Consider the following 17,012-nt stretch of genomic DNA (forward strand, 5'->3'; position numbering starts at 1 on the left):
TCGGTAGGCTCACCGTGCGAAGTGCACGCTCTTGATCGACATGAACTCCCTGATCCCGTTCGCGCCGCCCTCGCTGCCGAAGCCGGATCCGCCGCGCCCGCCCGCCGCCAACGGGATGCTGTCGATGCGGTGGTACGAGTTGACGTACACGGTGCCGACGTCCAGCGCGCTCCACAGCCGCTCCAGGCGCTCGACGTTGTTCGACCACAGACCGGCGGCCAAGCCGTACTCGGAGTCGTTCGCCAACTGCGCCGCTTCCTCGTCGTCCGCGAACGGCATCACCACGGCGATCGGCCCGAACAGCTCCCTGCGCCACATGGCGCTGTGCCGGCTCACGTCGGTGACCAGTGCGGGCCGCAGGAACGCGCCGGACCGGGTGGGCACGGCGACCTCCTCGCCGCCCGCGCAGAGCACGGCACCGTCCGCACCGGCGGCGCGCAGCTCCTCCAGCAACGTGTCGTGGTGCTGCCGGGAGCGGATCGCGCCCAGGTCGACGTCGGTGAACGGGTCGCCCACCACCAGGCGTTCCACAGCGGCCGCCACCTTCTCCACGACCTGCTCGTAGACCTTCTGCTGCACCAGGATCCGGCTACCCGAGGTGCAGACCGCACCCTGGTTGCGCACGAACCCCGCCACCAGGCCGGCCACCGCCCGGTCGCAGTCGGCGTCGTCGAGCACGATGTTGGCGCTCTTGCCGCCCAGTTCCAGGACGCACCGCGTCGGTCCCCGCGCGGCGGCCTCCATCAGGTCGCGGCCGGCTTCGGTGCTGCCGGTGAACGACACCACCGACACCCCGGGGTGCGCGGCGAGCTGCCGGGCCGTCTCCGCGCCGCCGTGCAGCACCGAGCCGACCTCCGGCGGCATCCCGGCCTCCCACAGCACCTCCACCAGCGCCTGCCCGGCGGCCGCGGCCAGCGGGGACGGCTTGAGCACGAACGAGCACCCGGCGGCGAGGGCGGCCCCGACCTTGAGCGCGGCCAGTTGCAGGGGGAGGTTCCACGGCGTGACGAGGGCCGCGACGCCGAGAGGCTCGGCGACCTCGAACCCCCACACCCCGGCCGAGTGGTCCGCCACGACCCGGGACGGGACGCCGGCGACCTCCACGGCGAACGTGGACAGCACGCGCGCCGCCGCTCGAACCTCGCGCTCGGCCTCCCGCAACGGTTTGCCGGTCTCCAAGGTGATCATCGGGGCGAGCTGCCCGGCGCGCGCCACCAGCAGCCGGGCCGCCTCGTCCAGCAGCGCCACGCGTCGCCGGACCTCGACCCGCCGCCAGTGGCGCAACCCGGCGGCGGCGACCTCCACCGCCGCGTCGACCACCGCCGCCTCCGGTTGCGGGAGCACGTAGAGAGGAGCGCCGTCGGGGGCGTCGACAACGGTCTCGCCGGGGGTGCCGGTCAACCGCCGCCCACCGATCAGGTTCGCCAAGTACCGCACCAGGCCACCGCCTCTGTCTCTGGGAAAGCTTCCGCACGACGTGCGTGGGGCCGCGTTGTGCACTACGGTGCGCCCCGGGCATCGGGAGATGCGAATACGCGGACCACCGGGCCACGCGCTTATCCGATCGTCTCGGACCCACGCGATTTCGGCAACCTCCCGTCCGACCGGAGCGGCCATTACCGTTCGTCGCCGAAACCGGCAAGGTTTCGTCGCACGAGATCGCCCGCCACTTCGCGCTTGACGCTCCGGAAGCGGCCGTGCCACGATGAAGGCGACCCACGGGACAATGGGTCCAATCGGAAAGCCCGGCACGTGTTCCGGCTTTCCGGCTCTCTTCGGCAATTCCTCTCCCACCCCGCTGGGTCGCTGCCGCTCGATCGAGCGCATATCCGATGGACGACCATGGAGGAAAAATGACCGGTTTCGAGGACATCCAGGACCTGACCGCCGCTCGGCTCGGCGAACTGCTGGAGGTCGAGGTCGGCCTGGGCAGCGGTGAGATGTTCATCGCGTTCGGTGCCAACCCGGAGCAGAACGACGGGATCGTCGGCTGGTAAGACCCGCCGTCGGCGGTAATCGGTTCACGTCGGGTGCCGTCGTTCGCGACGGCACCCGGCGGCACATCAGTCCGACCCAGTTCCGGCCGGAGGTGGCCAGTGTGAGACTTCGGGATCGAGTGCCCAAGGTGAATGGACACGGCACTCATCGGGAATACCCGGCCGCTGCGACGTTCGAGCGCGTGCGGCCGTACTTCGAGCGCGTCGGTATCACTCGGGTAGCGGACATCACCGGCCTGGACCGCATCGGCATACCGGTCTACAACGCCATCGTGCCGCGTGCCGAGAACTCCATCTCGGTGTACAGCGGAAAAGGCCCGACCGCGATCGACTCCAAGACCTCGGCGGTGATGGAGGCGTTCGAGCGCCACATCGGCAGGCTGCCGCTGCCGGTGGCGGTCACCGATTCGTACGCGAACCTGAGCCGCGGGCGGACCGCCGTGCTGCGACCGGCCGACCTGGCCCTCGAACTGGAGCCCGGGTACCGGGACGACGTCGCGGTCCAGTGGGTGGAGGGCCACGACCTCGTCGCCGACGAGGTGGTCCTGGTCCCGCACAGCGCGGTGTCGTTCGGCCGTGAACCGGGGGTGCCGCGCTGCTACCGCCTGGTCACCGCGAACGGCCTCGCGTCCGGGAACAACGTCGAGGAAGCCGTCTGCCACGCCCTGGCCGAACTCGTCGAGCGCGATGCCCTGACGCTGGCCGAACTCCAGGCCAGCCGCCTGCCGTACGTGCTGCTCAACGGCATCTCCTGCCCCGCCCAACCCGCCGACCGGGTCGCGTTCCTGCAGGACATGCACCCCGAGATCGACCCCGGGTCGCTCCCGCCCGACGCACGCCGCATGGTCGCGCTGTTCCAGGCTGCCGGGATCGAGCTGCGGCTGCGCTCGATCGCGTCCGACCTCGGCGTGCCCACGATCCTCGCGGCATCGCGCGAGGACGGCGATCCGGGCATCTCGAAGGTGCACGCCGGGATGGGCACCGGTCCGGATGCCGAGGTCGCGCTGATCCGGGCCATCACCGAATGCGCGCAGAGCCGCGCGGTCGACATCCAGGCCATGCGCGAGGACTTCGACCAGGCGGACGCCGACGTGCCGGACCACCGGCTGTTCGGGCGGCGGGTGTCCACGGTCGACCCGGATTCCTGGCCGTGGCGCTCCGGGAAGACGGTCGCGTTGGCCGACCTGGATTCCCGGCCGGCCGACGACATCGCCGACGACATCCGTTTCCTGGTGGACCGCGTGAAATCCGGCGGGATGTCCCGGGTGATCGCGGTGGACATCTCCCCCGCAGACCTGCCGGTGTCCGCCGCACGCGTTCTCGTGCCCGGACTGGAGTCGTGGGGATCGGACCGGTCCAAACTCGGCCCGCGCGCCTCGGCCGCCTGGAACCGCGCGTTGGAATCCTACCTGGAGCGGACCGGGTCGCTGTCCGCTCCGGCCCGGTGAAAGGAGGCGTGGATCTTGTCCGCTGTGGTTTTCGTGGGGCCCAGCCTGCCTGTCGGCGCCGGCCCCGCCCGGCTGGCCGCCCGGTTCCACCCGCCGATCCGCCGGGGCGACCTGGACGCGGTGCTCGACGCACCCGACCCGCCCGAGGTGATAGGCATCATCGACGGCGCTTTCTTGCAGAGCCTGTCGATATCGCCCAAAGAGGTGCTGCGGGCCATCGACCGCGGCGTCACCGTGCTCGGGTCGTCCAGCATGGGCGCGCTGCGCGCCGCGGAATGCGCCCGGTACGGCATGATCGGCATCGGCCGGGTCTTCGAGGAATACCACTCGGGCCGGCTGGACGCGGATGACGAAGTGGCCATCGTCTACGACCCGACGAATCATCGACCGCTGTCGGAACCGATGGTGAACCTGCGTTTCGCCATAGCGGCCGCCGTGCGCACGGGGGTGATCGGGGAACCTGTCGCGGGCCGTTTCCTGCACATCGCGAAGAAGCTGTACTTCCCGGACCGGACGGTGTCGAACGTGCTGAGCCTGCTGGTGCGGGAGTTCGACGCCGAGGTGTGCGGCCGGCTGCGCCGGTTCTTCGCCGAGGACGCGCCGGACGCCAAGCGCGAGGACGCGGAGGAGTTGCTGGCCGCCATCGCCGCCCGGTTCCCCCGGTACGCCGCCGCGGACTGAGGCGACGCCCGCCGAACCCCCACCTCGACCCGCTCCGTCCACAACGGACAGGACCGGGACCGGAGGTGGGGGTTTCGCCGTCAGAAGGTGGCGGCCCCGACGCCGACCCCCGCCATCCTCTCCCGAAGCCAGGCCGGGTAGGAGTCCGGGAAGCGGACGTCGAGCACGGCGGCGTGGCGCGGTTCGAGCACCACGCCGCCACCGCTGCGCCGGACGCGCCTGGACACCAGGTACGACAGGTAGCGGTTGATCTCGTAGGGGTCGTCGCGCCCGGCGCTGAAGAAGACGCCGAACTTGGTCGGCACGGCCTCCTGCCCCGTCTCGGAGCCCGACCTGGCCGGCACGGTGCTCGCGTGCAGCAGGCGGGCGTCCCAGAGCACCAGGTCGCCGGGCGCGCTCCTGATCCGGTGCGGCCGGTGGCGCGCGAACACCTTCTCGATCACCGACGGGACCGAGACGTCGACGCGCCCGTAACCGTCCAGCGCGGACCGGTGCGACCCCGGCACGACGTCCAGGCCCCCACCGGTCTCCTCCTCGTTCGCCTGGAGGTAGACCGCCCCCTGCACGTGCGCGAACCCGTCGGCCCAGACGTACTCCTTGCCCGCGCCGATGAACGCCCCGTCGAGGTGCCAACCCGTGTAGAGGTCCTTGCGCACCGTGAGGTTGGGGTAGACGCGACAGCCTTCGCCGAGCAGCGCCCTGAGCGCGGCGGCGACCTCGTCGCGGAACGGCAGAGCGGCCAGTCGAGGCGTCTCCAGGAACACCTGCGGGAGCATCTCCTCCTTGCCCTCCGCCGTGAGCAGCTCGCCGCACACCGCGCGCAGGGTGGCGACCTCCTCGGCGTCGAGGACCCCGGGTACGACGGTGTAGCCGTCCCGGTGGAATTGTTCGACGTTCGTGTCAAGAGCCATACCGGAACCCCGATTCTCGTGGATCAGCTCCACCCCGGCGACCCCGCGTGTCCGACCGATCGCGGATCAGCACCGGAGAGCAGCGTCAACAATTGCGCGGCAATGGCCACCTCGGTCCCGGACAGACCGGTCGAGAGGAACACCGACGGTCCGGGGGCGGCGCGCGGAACAGCCGCTCCGGCCAGCACGGTACCGAGTTCCAGCACCGGGAGCAATGCACCGATGTGCGGGGGTTCGTAGGCTTTCAACTGGGTGAGCGAATCGCACACGACCGTCGAAGCGCGGTCGAGCACCTCAATCGGCAGTTCACTTCCCGCTGTTGTTTTCGGACCCAGTGTCGTAATGTGCGAACAGGCCGCCAGCCACTCCGGTTCGACCACCGGGACGCGGCTGTCGGTCGCCAGGACGGCGATGTCCGCCCCCGTCGCGGCCGACCGGTTGTCCGGGAGCGCGGTGGCGACGAGACCGAGTTCCCGGCGGACCCGCTCGGCCAGCGCTTCCCGGTGCAGCGGGTTCGGGCTGCTCACGCGCACCTCGGAGATCGACCGCAGCGTGCTCAACGCGGAGATCTGCGCCCACGCCTGCGGACCGGAGCCGATGAGGGCGACGACCGGCGACCCGGGCGGCGCGAGCAGGTCGGCGGCGATGGCGCCGATCGCCCCCGTGCGGCGGACCCCGGTCTCGACGCCGACGGTGATCCCGATGACCGAACCCCGGTCGTCGTGCACGACGACGACCTGGTCGGCGTCGGTCGACGTTTCGTAGCCGCGGTAACCGAACCATTTCCCGTCGAGTTGCCCGGCGGTCAGGACCAGGGCACCGCGAGCCAATTCCGCGCTGATCCGCGCCGGCGCGGTCAATTCGCCGCGCCCGTGTGCGAGCAATACCTCCCGGGTGGCTTCCACGATCGAGGCCATGGGCACGCGGGCGATTTCCTCATCAGTGAGCACCAACGGTCTGCGCATACCTCCAAATTAACCCGGCAGCCATTCTCGGCCGACCCGGTGACCAACAAGGAGTGATCACGTGAGTCAACGTCGGGTACTCGTGCTCGGAGCCAACATCGGGGCTTACGTCGTGGTCAGGGCCCTGCGGCGGCACGCCGAGGTGGTGGGTGTGGCGGTGGAACCCGGCGACCCGCGGCCCGTGCGGCGTTCCAGGCACGTCGACTTCTGCGAACCGGTCGTGTCCTCACGGCACGCCGAGCGGTACGCCGACTCGGTGCTGGGCCTGGCCCGACGACGCGGGATCAGCCACGTGGTCCCCGTCAAGGAACGGGAGATGCTGGCGCTGTCGCCCTTCCGGGCGCGGTTCGCGGAGTGCGGGGTCGAGCTGTGCTGCTCCGATTTCGAGGCCGTGCGCGGGGTGTCGAGCAAGACCGGGGTGTTGGGGATGGCACGCGCGCACCGGGTGCCGGTGCCCTCGTTCGTGCGGCTGCCGGCCGGGCTCGACCGCCGCGCGGCCGAGGTCAACCCGTTCGGCTACCCGGTGGTGGTGAAGGGCGAGTTCTCCTCGGGTGCGCTGGGTGTCCGGCTGGCCGACGACCCGGACGGACTCGACGCCGCGGTGGCGGAGATCCGGGCGCAGGGCACCGATGTCGCGCTGCACGAGTACGTTCCCGGCGGCTCGGAACCGTCGCTGACCGCGTTCCTCGACCGCGACGGGCGGGTTCTGCGGCAGATCTGGCTGCGGAAGCTGCGGTACGCGGGACCCTCGCACTCCTGCTGCGTGGTCACCACCGAGCCGCCACCCGGCTCGGACCGGTTGCTGTCGTTCCTCCGCTCGGTCGGGCTGCGCGGACCTGTGGGGGTCCAGATGAAGTCGTCCGCGAGGACCGGGGAGGACGTCCTCATCGAGGTGAACCCGCGCCTCGGGCAGAACGCCCGCATCCTCACCCGGATCTGCGCGCGGGCGGGCGTCGACTTCGGCGAGGTGTTCCTCGCCTGCTTCGACGGCACCACCGCGCCCGCCGCCGCGCCGACCACCGCGCCGACGGTGCCCGCCGGGATGGTCGGCCTGTCGCTGCCCGAGGACCTCATCGCCTTCGCCAAGTTCCTCGGCGCGCTCAGGCGGACGGACCACCGGCCGGACAACCCCGTTCCCCGCGTGTCGGCCTACCTGCGTTCGTACTACGAGAGCTACCGGCGGCGGCCGGTCCTGGACATCGCCTCCACGGCGCTGCTCGACGACGCCCGGTTCGCCGTCCCGGCCGTCCTGCGCGCCGCCGTCCGACTGGCCCGCGAACCGTATCGGCTGGTGCCATACGGAAGCGTGGACCACCTGACCCCGGATCGGAGCACGAGCCGCGCCGCACGCGGCCCGGCTGGAGAGGACCGACTGGCATGACCACGACCCCGTCCGACCGCGACTTCCGCCTGCTGTGGACCGGGAACGCGCTGGACAAGACAGGATCCGCGCTGCAACTGGGCACGATCCCGCTGATCGCGGTCTTCGTGCTGGACAGCACGTCCTGGCAGATGGGGATGTTGAACGCGGCCGGCACGCTGGCCTTCCTCGTGCTGGGCCTGCCCATCGGCGCTTTGGTGGACCGGACGCGCCGACGCGGGCTCATGCAGACCGCCGGGCTGGTGCGCGCCGCGCTCCTGCTCGGCCTCCTGGTCGCGTCCACCCTCGGTTGGCTGGACTTCACCCTGCTGCTGGTGGCCACGACCGCCGTCGGCGTGCTGACCGTCGTCTACGACGTCGCGGCCCCCGCCTACCTCCCGAGCCTGGTCGGCAGGCAGAACCTGGTCCGGTACAACGCGAAGATCTACTCCGTGCAGGCCCTGGCGAACTCGTCGGGGCACGCGGTGAGCGGCGCGCTCGCACAACTGATCGGGAGCATGAACGCGATCCTCGCCGGCGTGATCGCCTTCTTCGGCTCGTCCGGGGTGCTTTCGCTGATCCGCACCGAAGAGGCCCACCCCGCCGCCGGCAGGTCGTCGCGGTTGGGTGCGGAGATCCGGGAGGGCGTCCGGTACGTCTTCACCGACCGCCTGCTGCGCCCGACGTTGGCGTGCAGCGCCACGTTCACGTTCTTCCGCAACGTGGCGATGACGGTGCTGGCGTTGTTCCTGGCGCGCGAGTTGGGGCTGACGCCGCTGTGGGCGGGCGGGCTGATCTCCCTGTTCGGCATCGGCGGCGTGGTCGGGTCGCTCACCGCGACGTGGTGGTTCCGGACGTTCGGGGAGCTGCGCGCGATGTGGGTGGTGCTCCTCGTCTGCCAGCCGATGATGGCGCTCGTCGCGCTCGCCGGACCGGGCGCGGGCCTCTTGCTGCCGGCCTTGGGCGCGCTGGGGTGCGGGTACGGCGGTCAGGTGTACAACGTCGGGCAGATCAGCATCCGGCAGCAGGTGCTCGAAGACCGGCTGATGGGCCGGGTGAACGCATCGATCCGCTTCGTCACCTGGGGTGTGCTGCCGATCGGTGCCGCGGCAGGCGGTGCGCTGGGCGAGCTGATCGGGCTCCGGGCCACCCTCTGGGTCTCGGCGGTGGGTGGGGTGGCCGCGGTCGGCTGGCTGCTGGGGCCGCTGCGGGGACTGCACCGCCTGGCAGACCTCCCGGAGGACCCGCCCGGCCCTGGCCGGTGACGCGGCCCGCCACCGACGGCAGCGGGCCGGTCGTGCGCGTCCGGGATGCGCACCGAGATCCGCGCGGGTGCGGTGGTCTTGCCGGCGAGACGGTGAGCGGTGCGCACGGGCCTCGCGTCTCGCCGGCAAGACGGTCGTGGACGACCGGTCCCCGCTGCCGCTGCGGTCAGTTCCCCGCCGAGTCGGTCTCGGCGCTGTCGCGGCTCGGGGTGAGCCCGGCCGCGGCGTCCAGCGCGCGGATCACCCACGCCTCGAAGTCGACCTCCGCCCCGCCCGCCGCCTCTTTCCACCGCTCGATGGCCTGCTGCGGCACGCTCATCCGCAGCAGGTGCGAGTCGGAGGGCCGGGAAGAGGGCGTGCGGCTCTCCCGCAGGCTCATGCGCAACCGGTTGCGCGACCACCCGGAGTGCTCGGCGAGGTCGAGCCAGCGGTCCTGCTCCTCGGGCGGCAGGGACGCCACCTCCAGGTGGTGGTGGAAGCTCAGCCGGACCCGCCGGCGCGACTGCTCGAACGCCCGCGCCACCCACGCGTAGTTGCGCAGCGTCTGGTAGTCGAGGTCGACGGCCTCGATCGCCCGCTGGTACCGGTCCGCGTACCGCGTCCGCCCGTAGACCAGCCAGTCGCCCAGGTGCCACGCGGACGCGCTGACCACGCGCGTGATCCGCTGCCCCACCACCTGCCACGCCTCGAACGAGACCTGGGCCGGGAACTCCAGCCCCACCGCCGTCGTCGTGATCCCCTGCCCGGTGCCGGCTCGCGCACCGGGTGGCCGGACGTTCCGCCGATGCTGCGGCGTCCTGGTCAGATCACGAGCCTGCGTCCCCGCGTCCATCGCACCCCCTTGAACGTCGTCACCGGCCTGGTGTGAGGTCGGCAGGAGACATTCATCCACATGGCCCTACCCGCAGAAGATCGGTGCACTACTCGCACAGACATTCGAACGCGGCACCACGCCGGACCGTCGACCTTCCCGGCGCGGCACGAAGCGGTTCGACCGCACCGGGTGCGCGGTCGTCCTCGCCGGTGTGGCGAGGCGTCTTCTCGGGCCCGGCTGGTCGCAGGTTCCAGGTGGAATCGAATTTCTGTTGAGGCGCAACAGGTTTCGACCGTTTCGCGGTCGTGGTGGATCATCGGCCGGTCGAGACTGGGGACGACGACCGACGAGAGGGGTGTTGATGCGTCGGCAGGTTTCCCTGGTCGGGGTGCTCACGTTGGCCATCGGCGTGGCCGTCGTGCCGTCGGCGGCGGCCGTGCCGGACGTGCACGTCCCGTGTGACACGCCGAGTCTGATCAAGGCGATCGGGAACGCCAACGCCGCCGCCGGCGAGGTCCGGTTGTCGCTGGCGAGCAGGTGCGTCTACCGGGTCGACGGGGCGATCGGGGACAACGGGTTCCCGGTCGTGACCGGGAAGGTCGAGCTGGTCGGCGCGGAGACGACGATCACCCGCCACCCGGCCGCGCCGCGCTTCCGGTTCTTCCAGGTGGCGGCGGGCGCGCGGTTGGGGCTCGAAGGGCTCACGATCAGTGGTGGGCACACGCGCGACGGCGACGCGCCGGGGAGGTCCGGCGGTGACGGCGGCGCGATCCTCAACGACGGAGAGCTGCGGGTCGGTCGGAGCACGTTGGCCGGGAACCGCACCGGGGACGGCGCGACCGGCGCGCAGGACGGCGTCGGCGGCAAGGGCGGGTTCGGCGGCGCGATCTTCAGCGCGGGCACGCTGCTGCAAGTCTCGAAATCGGTGTTGAAGGACAACGTGACCGGGCGTGGCGGGTGGGGTGGCGACGGGCACCGCGGCACGGACGACGCCGTCGAGGCGGACGCGCGGGTGGGCGCGCCCGGCGGTGAAGGCGGCTGGGGCGGCGGTGGCGGCGCGATCGCGAACTTCGCCGGGGTGTTCGAGCTGCTGCTCTCCTCCGTCGACAACAACCGGACCGGTGCCGGTGGGCCGGGTGGCGCGGGTGGTCGCGGTGGCGACAACGCGAACGGGCCGGGCGGTGCCGGCGGTGACCTCGGCGCGGGCGGCAACGGCGGGGCGGGCGGGGCGGTCGACGTCAACGACAGCGAGGTGCGGATCCACGGCAGCCAGGCGTCCGGGAACGTCACCGGCGACGGCGGCCCGGCGGGTCGGGGCGGCGACGGCGGCAGCAGTGGCAACGGGGGCAAGGGCGGCACCGGCGGCGGTCGGCACGGCAAGTACGCGCCGAAGGGCGGCGACGGCGGATCGGGTGGCGCGGTGGCGATCCGGCCCGGCACGCCCGGTCAGCGCTCCGTCGACGTGCTCGACCTGACCACGACGGGCAACCGGACCGGCAACGGCGGGGACGGCGCACGGGGCGGCGACGGCGGATCGCCCACGGGCAGGGCGGGCAACGGCGCGGACGGCGGGAAGGGCGGCGACGGCGGCGGGGTCGTCCTGGTGAAGGGCCTGTTCAAGGCGTTCGACTCGATCAGCAGCCGGTACGACGGCAACCTGACCGGCGTCGGCGGCCGGGGCGGCGACGGGGCCGACGGCGTGCCGGGGGCCGGCCAGGGCCTCGGTGGGTTCGGCGGGCGAGGCGGTCACGGCGGCGGCCTCTTCGTCGCGCGGGCGAACCCCGCGAGCCTGCTCAACGACAGCTTCCTGCACAACGCCACCGGGGCCGGCGGTCCGGGCGGCCGGTCGCCCGCACCCGACACGCCCGACGGCGGCGCAGGGCAGCGGGGCATGGGCGGCGGCATCGAGGTCGAGTCGAGCGCGTCGGTGGTCGGCCTCTCCAACGTGTACTTCGACCGGAACGAACCGAACAACTGCGGTGGTGTGCCGGGCTGCTGACGTGGTGCGTGGCGGCCCGGGGCCGCGAGGTCGGGGCAGCACCGGGTTGCCGGCACCAGGACTACGCCAACCACCTATCGCCTGTCCGCCGCCCCTCGCGAACACCAGGTGCCGACCCGATACGCCACCGGCCGCCCCGACCTGCCGACCGTCACGACCTGACGCGGTATCGGATTCCCGAGGCGGCCGAGGCGGCCGAGGCGCGGAGCGCGGTGGTTCGTTCGCGAGCGGCGACGGATGCCCGCCCCGTACCGGGCACCGGCCGGCCCACCCCGCCGGCCGACCGGAGCACCTGACCCGCCGACCCCACAGGATCGGTTACGCGACAACGTCCAGGGGGACCGACCAGGCGTCGTAGGAGTAGACCCAGTCACCGGTGCCGGAACTCTTGAGCCACTCGTTGCTGCGGGAGCCGACCTGCACGCGGGCAGTCCGAGGCAGGCGCGCGGCCTCGTAGATCGCCAGCGCCTCCTCCGCCTCCTCCGGTTCGCGCGATGCCAGTGCACGGGCGAGCACCACGGCGTCCTCGATCGCCATGCCGGCACCTTGGGCCATGAACGGCATCATCGGGTGACAGGCGTCGCCGAGCAGGGTCCGGGTGTTCACCGACCACCTTCTCAACGGGTCCCGGACGTAGAGCGCCGACTTCAGCACCTCGTCGCACGCGTCGAGCAGGGCTCGCGCCTCCGGGTGGAAGTCGCGGTACGCCGCACGCAGCTCCACGACGTCGCCCGGGGCGGTCCAGGACTCCTCCCGCCACGTCTCCTGGGGCCGGGTGGCGAAGACGAAGATGTCCTTGCCCCGGTTCAGCGGGAAGGTGACGATCTGCGTCGCCGGGTCCGGGCCCCACCACTTGGTGAAGGCACCCTTGTTCGGCACGTCGACGCGCTCGGCCGGGACGACCGCGCGGTAGGCCACCACTCCGGTGAACTCCGGTTGCAGGGCACCGAACATCGCCTGCCGGACGACGGAGTGGATCCCGTCCGCGCCGATCAGGACGTCGACGGTGGCCGAGCGCCCGCCGGTGAACTCGACGACGGTGCGGTCCCCGTCGTCGCGCACCCCGGAGACCGGCGTGCCGAGGTGGACGACCTCGCCCGGCAGGGCGTCCTCCAGCGCCTGGAGCAGGTCCGCCCGGTGCATGGTCAGCTGCGGCGAGCCGTACTGCCTTTCGGCGGTGTCGGCCATCTCCAGCCGGGACGTCTCCTCCCCCGTGCCCCAGGTCCGGCTGATCCGGTGCGTGGGCCGCGCGGCGGTCTCGCGCAGCGCCTCCCGCAGGCCCAGGCCGTCCAGCGCCCGGACGGCGTTGGGGGTGAGGTTGATGTCCGCGCCCACGCGGGCGAACTTGGGCGCCTGCTCGAAGACCACCACTTCGCGGCCGAGCTTGCGCAGCGCGATGGCCGCGGAGAGTCCCCCGATGCCGGCTCCGACGATTCCGATGACCTGCGAGTCCATGTCGTGTTCCTTCTGCTCCTGCGTCCGTTGGTCTGTCGGCCGGCTCGCCGCACCGGGCCGGTGCCGTCAAGGTGCTTGCGCGACACCGCTTCGCACCGGCGTGGCCGGGATCTGCTCCGGGGACGGCACCAGGGCGACCACGCTCTCCTCCGGCAGTCGCAGGCGCACCTCGCGGCCGGCACCGAGTGCGGCGGGGTCGAGCCGGGAGCGCACGGTGAGCCGCCCGACGCCCGTCTCCACCTGGTACAGGAAGTGCCCGCCCAGGTAGTGGGTGTCGAGGACCACGCCGGTCAGGACGTTCGCGCCGCGAAGAGGGGCGGTCGCGTCGGCGGGTTGCAGCATGATCGCATCCGGCCGGACGCCCAGCGTCAGCTCCGTCGCCACCGCGTGGTCCCCGGTCGCCAGGCGGAGCACTTGGCCGCCGACCGTCACCTCCACCCCGTCCGAGTCGCTCGCGACCACCCGCGCCGACCGGACGAGGTTCATCCGGTCGAGGAACGTGGCGATGAACTCCGACTCCGGCCGGTTGTACAGCTCGGCGGGCGAACCCTCCTGGAGGACCCGGCCGCCGCTCATGACGGCGACGCGATCGGCGAGCATCATCGCCTCCTCCTGGTCGTGGGTGACCAGCAGGCAGGTGATGCCCGTTCGGCGCGACAGTTCCTTCAGCTCCACCCGCAGGTCCATCCGCAGGCCGGCGTCCAGGTTGGACAGGGGTTCGTCGAGCAGCAGGATCTTCGGCCTCAGGGCCAGCGCCCGAGCCAGCGCCACCCGCTGCTGCTGGCCGCCGGAGAGCTGCGTGACCTTGCGGTCGGCCTGCTCCTCCAGGCGGAACAGCCTCAACACGTCCTCGACCTGGGCGGCGACCTCCGCCTTGGGCAGGCGACGGACACCCCGGCGCAGCGGGAAGGCGATGTTCTGCCGGATGGTCATGTGCGGCCACAGCGCGTAGGACTGGAACACCATCGCCTGCGGTCGCTCCTCCGGGCCGACCCAGACGTCCGGGGACCGGCCGAAGACGGGGGAACCGTCGATGCGCACCGTGCCGCCGTCCGGCCGCTCCAGCCCCGCCACGATGCGCAACGTCGTCGTCTTGCCGCAGCCCGACGCGCCGAGGAGCACGAAGAACTCGCCCGGCCGCACCGACAGGGAGATGTCCCGCAGGGCCGTCACGCGGCCACGGCCCTGCGCGAAGGACTTGGAGACCGCGTCCAGTTCGATCATCATTCGTTCTCCTAGAAGGACTGGCGGCGGGCGACGCGGACGAAGGCGACCAGGAGGATCGCGATCAACCCCAGCTGCACCACCCCGAGGGCGGCGGACAGGGAGGTCTCGCCCGAGGAGCTGTAACCGAAGATGCGGGTGGACATCACGCCCGTCCCGCCCCTGGACAGGATCACCGTGATGGTCAGCTCGCGAACCGTGAGCAGCGCGATCCAGAACCAGGCGAAGATCAGGCTGCCCCGGATGACGGGGAAGACCACCGACACGAAGGCCCGGCCGCGCCGCACCCCCGACACCCACGCCGCCTCCTCCAGCTCGCTGTGGACCTGGAGCATGGTGCCGTGGACGGTGCGGTAGGCCGTCGCCACGAGGCGGGACGCCACCGCGATGGCGATGAACGCGGCCGAGCCGTACAGCGGCAACCACCGGTAGGTGGCCAACCCGAGGTAGAGGAACGACACGGCGAGCACGATCGACGGCACCGCCAGGCTCACCATGATCAGCGCGTCGAGCCACCGCCGGCCGCGCAACCTGGTGCGGACGACGAGCCACGCGGCGCAGGTGGCCAGCCCCACGGCCACCGTGGGGACGACGGCCACCAGCAGCGCCGTCGGGGGCAGCACTTCGGCCAGGTCGTAGGCGGCATCGGCGTAGGCCGCGAAGGACAGCTGCGCGAGCGCCTCGGAGGACGGGGGCTGGAGGTATGGCACGAGCGAGGCCCACACCAACATCAACACCGGCAGGGCCACGCCCACCAGCGCGTACAGGCCGATGAACGCGTACGCGAGCCTCCGGGCCGCGCGGGTGAGCCGGATGGGTTCCCGTGCGGCTCGTTTCCCGGTGACGGTCGCCATGCTCCCGGCGCGCCGGGTCGCCCGGTGGTAGCCGATCATGATGAGACCGATCGCCACCGCCATGCCGACGCCGATGGCCGCCGCGTTGCCGTACTCGGGCACGCCGGTCGTCCCCTGGGAGTACTGGTAGATGAGCGTCGACAGCACCGTGATCCCGGCCGGGAGGCCGAGCATCCCGGCGTAGTCGAAGATCTCGACCGCGACGACGAAGAAGAACACCGCGACACCGGCGACCGCGGGCCCGGTGATCGGGAGCAGCAGCCGCACGGCCGCGCGCCACCGGGGCACCCCGTGCACCGCCGCGGCTTCCTCGATGGTGAAGTCGACGACCCGGAACGTGGGGACGAGCATGAAGAACGCCGGGCCGGCGAAGTCGAGGCCCTGGAGCAGGATGATCCAGGTCAGGCTGTAGACGTTGGTCAGCTCGCCGACGCCGAACGTGTCCCGCCACCAGGTGTTGATGATCCCGTTGTTGGGGTTGAGCATGAAGATGTAGCCGAGCGCCACCAGGAACCCGGGGATCGCCATCTTCGCCGCGGCCAGGAAGAGGATGATCGACTTGCCCCGTACGTCGGTCCGGGAGTAGAGCCAGGCGAGCGGCACCGCGATGACGAGCATGACGGCCACGCTGCCGACGCCGAGGACCACGGTCCGGACCAGGATCTCGCCCAGTCCGCCGGAGGACAGGACGGTGCGGAAGTTGTCGAGCGACCGGTCGCCGCCGAAACCGCCCGCGGGGCCGAAGGCCGCCCACGACAACCCGGCGAGCGGCACGACCAGCACGACGCAGAGGAGCCCGACCAGCAGACCCACCACGATCAGCGGGACGTCACGGCCCCGGCCGCCCGCTCGGGCCCGCCGGGGACCGGCGGGCTCGGGCGGGGTCGGCGGTGCGGAGCCCGCGTCCGTCGGGACGGTACCGGTGCTCATCGCCTCAGGACCTGCGCGATCTGCTGGTTGACGGCGTCGGACTCGTTCATCCACCAGGCGAGGTCCGCGGTCATGACGCCACCGGCCAGTTCGGCGAGCTGGTGCAGGTCGGTGCCCGGTGTGGTGTAGCGGGACCAGTCGAGGATCTCGTACGCCAGGGTGCGGCCCCGCTCGGTGGCGTTCATCCAGTAGATCAGCAGTTGCGCGGCTGCCGGGTTCGCGGCCCCCTTGATGACCACGGCACCTCGCGGAACCACGGGGATCTTCACCGGTGCGTACGCGACCGGCGCGCCGGAGGTGCGCTGGGACTGGCCGATCCGGATGCCGAAGCCGATCGGGAACTCCCCGCTGGCCACCTGGGTGCGGATGGCGGCCGGTGCCGCGGCCAGCGACACCCGGCCGGGCTCCAGCAGGCGGCGGACGTACGCGACCGCCTCGTCCGCGCCCATGCCCGCCGCGAGCGGGCTGAACACGTCCGGGAGGGGCGCGGTGACGAGCTTGCCGCGCCACCGGTCGTCGAGCAGGTCCTCCATCGACCGCGGAGCCTTGGACCGGTCGCCGACCGACGACGTGTTGTAGGTGACCGCGCGGGCGACCTCGGCGACGTACAAGGCGTTGTAGTCCGCCCAGACGTCCTTGGCCTCGATCCCGTCCAGCTTGCCCCAGTCGACGCTCAGCGCGAGGCCCTCCGCGTTGAGCTGCTTGACCGGCATCGGGGTCGTCGCGATCACGTCGATGGAGGGCGGGACCTGAGACCGCGCTTCCTGGACGATCTTGTTGACGTACACCGGATCCGGTTCGCCGCTGACGAACGAGATCTCCAGCTTGGCGCCGGTGTCCTCGCGCAGCGCGCGGGCGAGGCGACCGGCGTCGGCGGGGGTCCGCGCGTCCGTGCTGACGAACAGCCGGACCCGCCCTTCCGCGCTCGCCCGCTCGGCGAGCGCGCGGACCGAGTCCGGCAGGCTGTGACCGCCCGCCGACTCGCCGCCGGGCCCGCTGGAGCAGGCGGGCAGCAGACTGCCGGCGCCGAGCGCTGCCATGCCCTGCAGCACGGTACGACGACTGAATGGTCTGTTTCCGACAGTCATGCCGGTCTCCCTGGTGTGAAC

14 protein-coding genes are annotated in these 17,012 nt (G+C 71.9%); 6 read left to right on the top strand and 8 right to left on the bottom strand.

Going from position 1 to position 17,012, the window contains the following annotated elements; genetic code table 11:
* Nucleotides 1-9: 9 nt before the first annotated feature.
* On the bottom strand, nt 10-1,437 hold the full coding sequence (locus tag AC0HI0_RS17210; RefSeq protein WP_480933384.1) for an aldehyde dehydrogenase family protein: 1,428 nt from the start codon (nt 1,435-1,437) through the stop codon (nt 10-12).
* Nucleotides 1,438-1,853: 416 nt separating this feature from the next.
* On the opposite strand from AC0HI0_RS17210, the gene AC0HI0_RS17215 reads away from it, so the two are divergent.
* From AC0HI0_RS17215 to AC0HI0_RS17225, 3 genes are all read left to right on the top strand, one after another.
* Nucleotides 1,854-1,997, top strand: a complete 144-nt coding sequence (locus AC0HI0_RS17215) for a hypothetical protein (protein WP_480933385.1) — start codon at nt 1,854-1,856, stop codon at nt 1,995-1,997.
* Between the two features lie 182 nt (nt 1,998-2,179).
* Nucleotides 2,180-3,445 (top strand): YcaO-like family protein, encoded by a 1,266-nt coding sequence (locus AC0HI0_RS17220; RefSeq protein ID WP_480933386.1) that lies wholly within the window; start codon nt 2,180-2,182, stop codon nt 3,443-3,445.
* 24 nt (nt 3,446-3,469) lie between these two features.
* Nucleotides 3,470-4,126, top strand: coding sequence for a TfuA-like protein (locus AC0HI0_RS17225; RefSeq protein ID WP_480934315.1), 657 nt, complete (start codon nt 3,470-3,472; stop codon nt 4,124-4,126).
* Between the two features lie 80 nt (nt 4,127-4,206).
* Here the strand turns inward: AC0HI0_RS17225 and AC0HI0_RS17230 are convergent, their stop codons facing one another.
* Nucleotides 4,207-5,037 carry a phytanoyl-CoA dioxygenase family protein gene (locus AC0HI0_RS17230; RefSeq protein WP_480933387.1) on the bottom strand — a complete coding sequence of 277 codons (831 nt, stop codon included), beginning with the start codon at nt 5,035-5,037 and terminating at the stop codon, nt 4,207-4,209.
* 23 nt (nt 5,038-5,060) lie between these two features.
* Entirely contained in the window at nt 5,061-6,002 is a 942-nt protein-coding gene (locus AC0HI0_RS17235) for a hypothetical protein (protein ID WP_480933388.1), read from the bottom strand.
* A 61-nt stretch (nt 6,003-6,063) separates the two neighbouring features.
* Between AC0HI0_RS17235 and AC0HI0_RS17240 the strand changes: the two genes are divergently transcribed.
* Nucleotides 6,064-7,383: an ATP-binding protein gene (locus AC0HI0_RS17240; protein ID WP_480933389.1), complete on the top strand. Its 1,320-nt coding sequence runs from the start codon at nt 6,064-6,066 to the stop codon at nt 7,381-7,383.
* Complete coding sequence (locus AC0HI0_RS17245) at nt 7,380-8,627, top strand: MFS transporter (protein WP_480933390.1); 1,248 nt, start codon at nt 7,380-7,382, stop codon at nt 8,625-8,627. Before AC0HI0_RS17240 ends, AC0HI0_RS17245 begins: the two co-directional genes overlap by 4 nt.
* Before the next feature lie 166 nt (nt 8,628-8,793).
* On the opposite strand, the gene AC0HI0_RS17250 is transcribed toward AC0HI0_RS17245, so the two are convergent.
* Entirely contained in the window at nt 8,794-9,459 is a 666-nt protein-coding gene (locus AC0HI0_RS17250; protein ID WP_480933391.1) for an LmbU family transcriptional regulator, read from the bottom strand.
* Nucleotides 9,460-9,802: 343 nt separating this feature from the next.
* Here AC0HI0_RS17250 and AC0HI0_RS17255 point away from each other — a divergent pair, with 343 nt between their 5' ends.
* Nucleotides 9,803-11,440, top strand: a complete 1,638-nt coding sequence (locus AC0HI0_RS17255; protein WP_480933392.1) for a hypothetical protein — start codon at nt 9,803-9,805, stop codon at nt 11,438-11,440.
* A gap of 318 nt (nt 11,441-11,758) precedes the next feature.
* Here the strand turns inward: AC0HI0_RS17255 and AC0HI0_RS17260 are convergent, their stop codons facing one another.
* The 4 genes from AC0HI0_RS17260 to AC0HI0_RS17275 form a co-directional block, all read right to left on the bottom strand.
* Entirely contained in the window at nt 11,759-12,895 is a 1,137-nt protein-coding gene (locus tag AC0HI0_RS17260) for an FAD-dependent monooxygenase (RefSeq protein WP_480933393.1), read from the bottom strand.
* A gap of 66 nt (nt 12,896-12,961) precedes the next feature.
* Nucleotides 12,962-14,122, bottom strand: a complete 1,161-nt coding sequence (locus AC0HI0_RS17265) for an ABC transporter ATP-binding protein (protein ID WP_480933394.1) — start codon at nt 14,120-14,122, stop codon at nt 12,962-12,964.
* Between the two features lie 8 nt (nt 14,123-14,130).
* Entirely contained in the window at nt 14,131-15,903 is a 1,773-nt protein-coding gene (locus AC0HI0_RS17270) for an ABC transporter permease (protein ID WP_480933395.1), read from the bottom strand.
* Complete coding sequence (locus tag AC0HI0_RS17275) at nt 15,900-16,943, bottom strand: ABC transporter substrate-binding protein (RefSeq protein WP_480933396.1); 1,044 nt, start codon at nt 16,941-16,943, stop codon at nt 15,900-15,902. The genes AC0HI0_RS17270 and AC0HI0_RS17275 overlap by 4 nt, the downstream gene beginning before the upstream one ends.
* Nucleotides 16,944-17,012: the final 69 nt, after the last annotated feature.

Source organism: Saccharothrix sp. NBAS 001 (assembly GCF_056640475.1).